General features: G+C 49.8%; 11 protein-coding genes. All 11 read left to right on the plus strand.

Features of this window, described 5'->3' with window-relative positions; all coding sequences use genetic code 11:
• The first annotated feature begins 104 nt into the window (after nt 1–104).
• The 11 genes from exuR to QZF50_RS22120 all read left to right on the plus strand — a co-directional run bounded on the left by exuR (nt 105) and on the right by QZF50_RS22120 (nt 6,121).
• Nucleotides 105–881, plus strand: coding sequence for a transcriptional regulator ExuR (gene exuR / locus QZF50_RS22070; protein WP_000406488.1), 777 nt, complete (start codon nt 105–107; stop codon nt 879–881).
• Nucleotides 882–1,120: 239 nt separating this feature from the next.
• The gene (gene yqiM, locus QZF50_RS22075) at nt 1,121–1,204 is read left to right on the plus strand and encodes a protein YqiM (RefSeq protein WP_211180508.1); all 84 of its coding nucleotides are present in this window, start codon (nt 1,121–1,123) and stop codon (nt 1,202–1,204) included.
• Nucleotides 1,205–1,225: 21 nt separating this feature from the next.
• Nucleotides 1,226–1,888, plus strand: a complete 663-nt coding sequence (gene yqjA, locus QZF50_RS22080) for a DedA family general envelope maintenance protein YqjA (protein ID WP_000422149.1) — start codon at nt 1,226–1,228, stop codon at nt 1,886–1,888.
• Between the two features lie 3 nt (nt 1,889–1,891).
• On the plus strand, nt 1,892–2,275 hold the full coding sequence (gene mzrA / locus QZF50_RS22085; protein WP_001166768.1) for an EnvZ/OmpR regulon moderator MzrA: 384 nt from the start codon (nt 1,892–1,894) through the stop codon (nt 2,273–2,275).
• 146 nt (nt 2,276–2,421) lie between these two features.
• On the plus strand, nt 2,422–2,790 hold the full coding sequence (gene yqjC / locus QZF50_RS22090; RefSeq protein WP_001297156.1) for a DUF1090 family protein YqjC: 369 nt from the start codon (nt 2,422–2,424) through the stop codon (nt 2,788–2,790).
• A gap of 37 nt (nt 2,791–2,827) precedes the next feature.
• A complete protein-coding gene (locus QZF50_RS22095; RefSeq protein ID WP_000031415.1) occupies nt 2,828–3,133 on the plus strand; it encodes a YqjD family protein in 306 nt (101 codons plus the stop codon).
• A gap of 2 nt (nt 3,134–3,135) precedes the next feature.
• Nucleotides 3,136–3,540 carry a phage holin family protein gene (locus QZF50_RS22100; protein WP_000785722.1) on the plus strand — a complete coding sequence of 135 codons (405 nt, stop codon included), beginning with the start codon at nt 3,136–3,138 and terminating at the stop codon, nt 3,538–3,540.
• A complete protein-coding gene (locus QZF50_RS22105) occupies nt 3,530–3,829 on the plus strand; it encodes a YqjK-like family protein (RefSeq protein ID WP_000096086.1) in 300 nt (99 codons plus the stop codon). Before QZF50_RS22100 ends, QZF50_RS22105 begins: the two co-directional genes overlap by 11 nt.
• A gap of 185 nt (nt 3,830–4,014) precedes the next feature.
• A complete protein-coding gene (locus tag QZF50_RS22110; protein WP_000732233.1) occupies nt 4,015–4,407 on the plus strand; it encodes a DoxX family protein in 393 nt (130 codons plus the stop codon).
• Nucleotides 4,408–4,476: 69 nt separating this feature from the next.
• On the plus strand, nt 4,477–5,463 hold the full coding sequence (gene yqjG / locus QZF50_RS22115; protein WP_000531201.1) for a glutathionyl-hydroquinone reductase YqjG: 987 nt from the start codon (nt 4,477–4,479) through the stop codon (nt 5,461–5,463).
• A 292-nt stretch (nt 5,464–5,755) separates the two neighbouring features.
• Nucleotides 5,756–6,121, plus strand: coding sequence for a DUF805 domain-containing protein (locus QZF50_RS22120; RefSeq protein WP_000384145.1), 366 nt, complete (start codon nt 5,756–5,758; stop codon nt 6,119–6,121).
• Nucleotides 6,122–6,164: the final 43 nt, after the last annotated feature.

The raw sequence follows: 6,164 nt of genomic DNA on the forward strand, positions 1-6,164 counted from the left end.
ATTCAATACATTAATTCAATCACCAAATTTATATATGACCAATGGCATACCCATGAATAAAGTGGTATGATAACTTCGTCCGCATTCCACTCCGGGAGACGCATATGGAAATCACTGAACCACGCCGTTTGTATCAACAACTTGCCGCTGACCTGAAAGAGCGCATCGAACAGGGCGTCTATCTGGTAGGTGATAAACTGCCTGCAGAACGCTTTATTGCCGATGAAAAGAACGTCAGCCGTACGGTAGTTCGTGAAGCCATCATCATGCTGGAAGTTGAAGGCTATGTCGAAGTGCGTAAAGGTTCAGGTATTCATGTGGTTTCCAACCAGCCGCGCCATCAGCAGGCGGCTGACAATAATATGGAATTCGCCAATTACGGTCCGTTTGAGTTGCTTCAGGCTCGCCAGCTCATCGAAAGTAATATTGCCGAGTTCGCGGCAACTCAGGTAACGAAACAAGACATCATGAAACTGATGGCCATTCAGGAACAGGCGCGCGGCGAACAATGCTTCCGTGATTCCGAGTGGGATTTACAGTTCCACATTCAGGTAGCCCTGGCGACGCAGAACTCCGCCCTGGCGGCCATCGTTGAAAAAATGTGGACCCAACGTAGCCATAACCCGTACTGGAAAAAACTGCACGAACACATTGATTCCCGTACCGTCGATAACTGGTGTGATGACCACGATCAAATCCTCAAGGCGCTGATTCGCAAAGATCCTCATGCTGCTAAGCTGGCAATGTGGCAGCACCTGGAAAACACCAAGATCATGTTATTCAACGAAACCAGCGACGACTTCGAGTTCAATGCCGACCGCTATCTGTTCGCCGAAAACCCGGTAGTGCATCTCGATACGGCCACCAGCGGCAGTAAATGAAATACCTGTCCGACAGGCGCTGCGACGCGCCTGTTTGTCTCGTCGGTAAGCGAAAAGTATAAAGTGTCAGCCTGTGTAAATCCTCTCGCCACCCTCCCCTGCATTCAGCAAAATCAGACTCCACGGACATGTAATTTTGATAACGAACAACGTTGACCTTTGTTACAATTAGATTCAATTTGAATTTATGTTTTTGAATGCTTTCTTATCTCACGATTTAACAGGGAATAGTTCAGGCTGTGTTGATGTATCAAACCCGCAGAACATACCAAAACAGCAATAACATTGCGGTAGTGCATCTTTTAAAACCAGCGTGGCGTTAACCGATTCACCAGGAATAATGAATGGAACTTTTGACCCAATTGCTGCAAGCCCTGTGGGCGCAGGATTTTGAAACCCTGGCCAATCCATCGATGATTGGCATGTTGTATTTTGTCTTGTTTGTAATTTTGTTCCTTGAAAACGGCTTGCTTCCAGCGGCCTTTTTACCGGGCGACAGTTTACTGGTATTGGTCGGCGTGTTGATTGCGAAAGGCGCGATGGGTTACCCGCAAACGATTCTGCTGCTGACCGTTGCCGCCAGCCTCGGCTGCTGGGTCAGCTATATTCAGGGGCGATGGCTGGGCAATACCCGCACCGTACAAAACTGGCTATCTCATTTACCCGCGCATTATCATCAACGCGCACACCATCTTTTTCATAAACACGGTTTATCGGCGCTGTTAATTGGTCGCTTTATTGCGTTTGTCAGAACACTGCTGCCGACGATTGCCGGGTTATCAGGGCTGAATAACGCGCGCTTTCAGTTTTTCAACTGGATGAGCGGTCTGCTGTGGGTATTGATCCTGACAACTCTGGGTTACATGCTCGGCAAAACGCCGGTATTTTTAAAGTACGAGGACCAGCTGATGTCATGCCTGATGCTGCTCCCGGTGGTGCTGCTGGTGTTTGGCCTGGCAGGTTCTCTGGTCGTGTTATGGAAAAAGAAATATGGAAATCGGGGGTAAGGGATGCAAATACCTCGCATGTCGCTTCGCCAGCTAGCCTGGTCCGGCACTGTTTTACTTCTGGTCGGCACGCTGTTGCTGGCCTGGTCCGCGGTTCGCCAGCAAGAGTCTACGCTGGCGATTCGTGCCGTTCATCAAGGCACAACGATGCCAGACGGTTTTTCGATCTGGCATCACCTTGACGCTCATGGCATTCCTTTCAAAAGTATCACCCCCAAAAACGACACTCTGTTAATTACATTTGACTCCAGCGACCAGAGCGCCGCCGCAAAAGCGGTCCTCGACAGAACATTGCCCCATGGCTACATCATTGCGCAGCAGGACAATAACAGTCAGGCTATGCAGTGGCTGACCCGGTTACGGGATAACTCTCATCGCTTCGGATAACTTCCTGTTATCCGAAACATATCACTCACTTTGGTGATTTCACCGTAACTGTCTATGATTAATGAGGCGGTGGTTAACACTACCGCTTCGTTGTCTGGACAATCGTTCCTTTGTAATAGGTCCGAATCACAATGGAAGGTTCAAGAATGAAATACCGCATCGCTTTAGCTGTTTCTCTCTTTGCTCTTAGTGCCGGTAGTTATGCCACTACCCTGTGTCAGGAAAAGGAGCAAAATATCCTTAAGGAGATCAGCTATGCCGAAAAACACCAAAACCAGAATCGTATTGACGGTCTGAATAAAGCCCTGAGTGAAGTCCGGGCCAACTGTTCAGATAGCCAGCTGCGTGCCGATCATCACAAGAAAATCGCAAAGCAGAAAGATGAGGTGGCGGAACGCCAGCAAGATTTAGCCGAGGCGAAGCAAAAAGGCGATGCCGATAAGATTGCCAAACGCGAACGGAAACTGGCAGAAGCGCAGGAAGAGCTGAAAAAGCTGGAAGCGCGCGACTACTAACTCACAATAGTCACTACTTACTCACCTGGAGAAAACTATGTCGAAAGAACACACTACGGAACATCTGCGTGCTGAGTTGAAATCCCTTTCCGATACGCTGGAAGAGGTGCTTAGCTCATCTGGCGAGAAGTCGAAAGAAGAGTTGAGTAAGATTCGTAGCAAAGCGGAGCAGGCACTGAAACAGAGCCGTTATCGCCTGGGTGAAACCGGTGATGCCATCGCCAAACAAACCCGTGTCGCGGCGGCGCGTGCTGATGAGTATGTGCGTGAAAATCCGTGGACCGGCGTGGGCATTGGCGCTGCAATCGGTGTAGTGCTCGGCGTTCTGCTGTCGCGTCGTTAATTATGGCGGACACTCATCACGCGCAAGGGCCCGGTAAAAGCGTTCTGGGCATCGGGCAGCGAATTGTTTCCATCATGGTTGAAATGGTGGAAACACGTCTGCGGCTGGCGGTGGTGGAGCTGGAAGAGGAAAAAGCTAATCTCTTTCAACTTTTACTGATGCTGGGCCTGACGATGCTTTTCGCTGCATTTGGTCTTATGAGCCTGATGGTGCTAATTATTTGGGCGGTTGATCCGCAATATCGCCTGAATGCGATGATTGCCACCACCGTGGTGTTGCTGCTACTGGCACTGATTGGCGGTATCTGGACGTTACGTAAATCGCGTAAATCCACCTTGCTGCGCCATACACGCCATGAGTTAGCAAACGATCGGCAACTGCTCGAGGAGGAGTCCCGTGAGCAGTAAAGTCGAACGTGAACGACGTAAGGCGCAACTGCTTAGCCAGATCCAGCAACAACGGCTGGATCTTTCCGCCAGTCGTCGTGAATGGCTGGAGGCAACAGGCGCTTACGATCGTCGCTGGAATATGCTGCTAAGTCTGCGCTCCTGGGCGCTGGTTGGCAGTAGCGTGATGGCGATCTGGACGATTCGCCATCCTAATATGCTGGTCCGCTGGGCCAGACGCGGTTTTGGCGTATGGAGCGCCTGGCGTCTGGTTAAAACGACCCTCAAGCAGCAACAGCTTCGCGGTTAACTTCCCTCTGGCCGGAGCAATTCCGGCCTTATCCCTCAAATTTTTTGAAGATTTTTGACAGTTTTCCTTGCTAACAATCATCATTCACCACGTTTATGATTCTCTCCATCGACAGCAACGACGCTAATACCGCGCCCTTGCACAAAAAAACAATCAGCAGCCTGAGTGGCGCAGTGGAGAGTATGATGAAAAAATTAGAAGATGTTGGTGTACTGGTAGCGCGCATTTTAATGCCGATTCTGTTTATTACCGCAGGCTGGGGAAAAATCACCGCTTACTCTGGTACCCAACAATATATGGAAGCAATGGGTGTCCCGGGTTTTATGCTGCCGCTGGTGATTCTGCTTGAGTTCGGTGGTGGTCTGGCAATCCTGTTCGGTTTCCTGACTCGCACCACAGCCCTGTTTACTGCGGGCTTTACGCTGCTGACGGCATTTTTATTTCACAGCAACTTTGCTGAAGGCGTCAACTCGCTGATGTTCATGAAAAACCTGACAATTTCTGGCGGATTCCTGCTGCTGGCAATTACCGGTCCGGGCGCGTATAGCATCGACCGCCTGCTGAATAAAAAGTGGTAAGCACGCGCTATACTTAACGATAAAAAACGAGGAGGAAGCTCCTCGTTTTTGCTATTGGAGGAGAGAAAAATGGGTCAACTGATTGACGGCGTCTGGCATGACACCTGGTACGATACCAAATCTACCGGCGGTAAATTTCAACGTTCAGCTTCCGCATTTCGTAACTGGCTCACTGCCGATGGCGCACCTGGCCCCACTGGCACAGGCGGTTTTATCGCAGAGAAAGATCGTTATCATCTCTATGTTTCACTCGCCTGCCCGTGGGCGCACCGCACGCTGATCATGCGCAAACTCAAAGGACTGGAACCGTTTATTTCCGTTTCCGTAGTGAACCCGCTGATGCTGGAAAACGGCTGGACCTTTGATGACAGTTTTCCGGGAGCAACCGGAGATACGCTCTATCAACATGAATTTCTGTATCAGCTTTATCTCCACGCCGATCCACACTACAGCGGACGAGTTACTGTTCCCGTGCTGTGGGACAAAAAGAACCACACCATCGTCAGCAACGAATCAGCAGAAATCATCCGCATGTTCAATACCGCGTTTGATGCGCTGGGCGCAAAAGCGGGTGATTACTACCCACCAGCCCTGCAAACGAAAATTGACGAACTTAACGGCTGGATTTATGACACCGTTAACAACGGCGTGTATAAAGCTGGTTTTGCCACCAGCCAGCAAGCCTACGACGAGGCGGTGGCGAAAGTGTTTGAATCGCTGGCGCGACTGGAGCAGATTTTAGGCCAGCATCGTTACCTGACCGGCAACCAGCTAACCGAAGCCGATATTCGCCTGTGGACCACGCTGGTCCGTTTTGATCCAGTGTATGTGACCCACTTCAAGTGTGATAAGCACCGCATCAGCGATTACCTTAATCTGTATGGCTTCCTGCGTGATATCTACCAGATGCCGGGAATTGCCGAAACAGTCAATTTCGATCACATCCGTAATCATTACTTCCGCAGCCATAAGACCATCAACCCTACGGGGATTATTTCAATTGGTCCATGGCAGGATCTCGATGAACCGCATGGACGAGATGTTCGCTTCGGTTAAAAAAAGGCACCTTACGAGGTGCCTCTGATAATTAGCTAAGTGCATGTTGTTCATGTCGGATGCGGCGTGAACGCCTTATCAAACCTACAAAACATTTATATTCAATATGTTGCAATGACCGCGCAGGCCAGATAAGCGTAGCGCATCTGGCGATTTTGCGCTTGTCATCAGTCTTAGCGCGCCTTCACAGCACTTTATTAATTCCTTGAACGAATATTTACTGCCATTTCATTCACGTCTATTCTTAATTTGCTGCTTTAAAAACAAGTGATTGAGCAAAATTGAGGCAAAAATGGACTGGTATCTGAAAGTACTAAAAAATTATGTCGGTTTCCGGGGTCGTGCGCGGCGCAAAGAGTACTGGATGTTTATTCTGGTCAACATCATCTTTACGTTCGTGCTGGGGCTGCTGGATAAAATGTTAGGCTGGCAACGCGCTGGTGGCGAAGGCATCCTGACGACAATCTACGGTATTCTGGTGTTTTTACCGTGGTGGGCAGTTCAGTTCCGCCGCCTGCACGACACCGACCGCTCGGCGTGGTGGGCACTGTTGTTCTTAATCCCGTTTATCGGCTGGCTTATTATCATCGTCTTTAACTGCCAGGCGGGTACGCCAGGCGAAAACCGCTTTGGACCAGATCCGAAACTGGAACCTTAAAACAAATCTGCTCGCCGGATGTCTGACTCATCCGGCTTTTATC

The organism is uncultured Escherichia sp., assembly GCF_948475835.1.
Classification (GTDB): Bacteria; Pseudomonadota; Gammaproteobacteria; order Enterobacterales; family Enterobacteriaceae; genus ECMA0423.

What these genes read in the sequence shown, in the direction of transcription:
- exuR (WP_000406488.1), top strand. Translation starts at nt 105, where the DNA reads ATGGAAATCACTGAACCACGCCGTTTGTATCAACAACTTGCCGCTGAC.
- yqjA (WP_000422149.1), top strand. Translation starts at nt 1,226, where the DNA reads ATGGAACTTTTGACCCAATTGCTGCAAGCCCTGTGGGCGCAGGATTTT.
- mzrA (WP_001166768.1), top strand. Translation starts at nt 1,892, where the DNA reads ATGCAAATACCTCGCATGTCGCTTCGCCAGCTAGCCTGGTCCGGCACT.
- yqjC (WP_001297156.1), top strand. Translation starts at nt 2,422, where the DNA reads ATGAAATACCGCATCGCTTTAGCTGTTTCTCTCTTTGCTCTTAGTGCC.
- QZF50_RS22095 (WP_000031415.1), top strand. Translation starts at nt 2,828, where the DNA reads ATGTCGAAAGAACACACTACGGAACATCTGCGTGCTGAGTTGAAATCC.
- QZF50_RS22100 (WP_000785722.1), top strand. Translation starts at nt 3,136, where the DNA reads ATGGCGGACACTCATCACGCGCAAGGGCCCGGTAAAAGCGTTCTGGGC.
- QZF50_RS22110 (WP_000732233.1), top strand. Translation starts at nt 4,015, where the DNA reads ATGAAAAAATTAGAAGATGTTGGTGTACTGGTAGCGCGCATTTTAATG.
- yqjG (WP_000531201.1), top strand. Translation starts at nt 4,477, where the DNA reads ATGGGTCAACTGATTGACGGCGTCTGGCATGACACCTGGTACGATACC.
- QZF50_RS22120 (WP_000384145.1), top strand. Translation starts at nt 5,756, where the DNA reads ATGGACTGGTATCTGAAAGTACTAAAAAATTATGTCGGTTTCCGGGGT.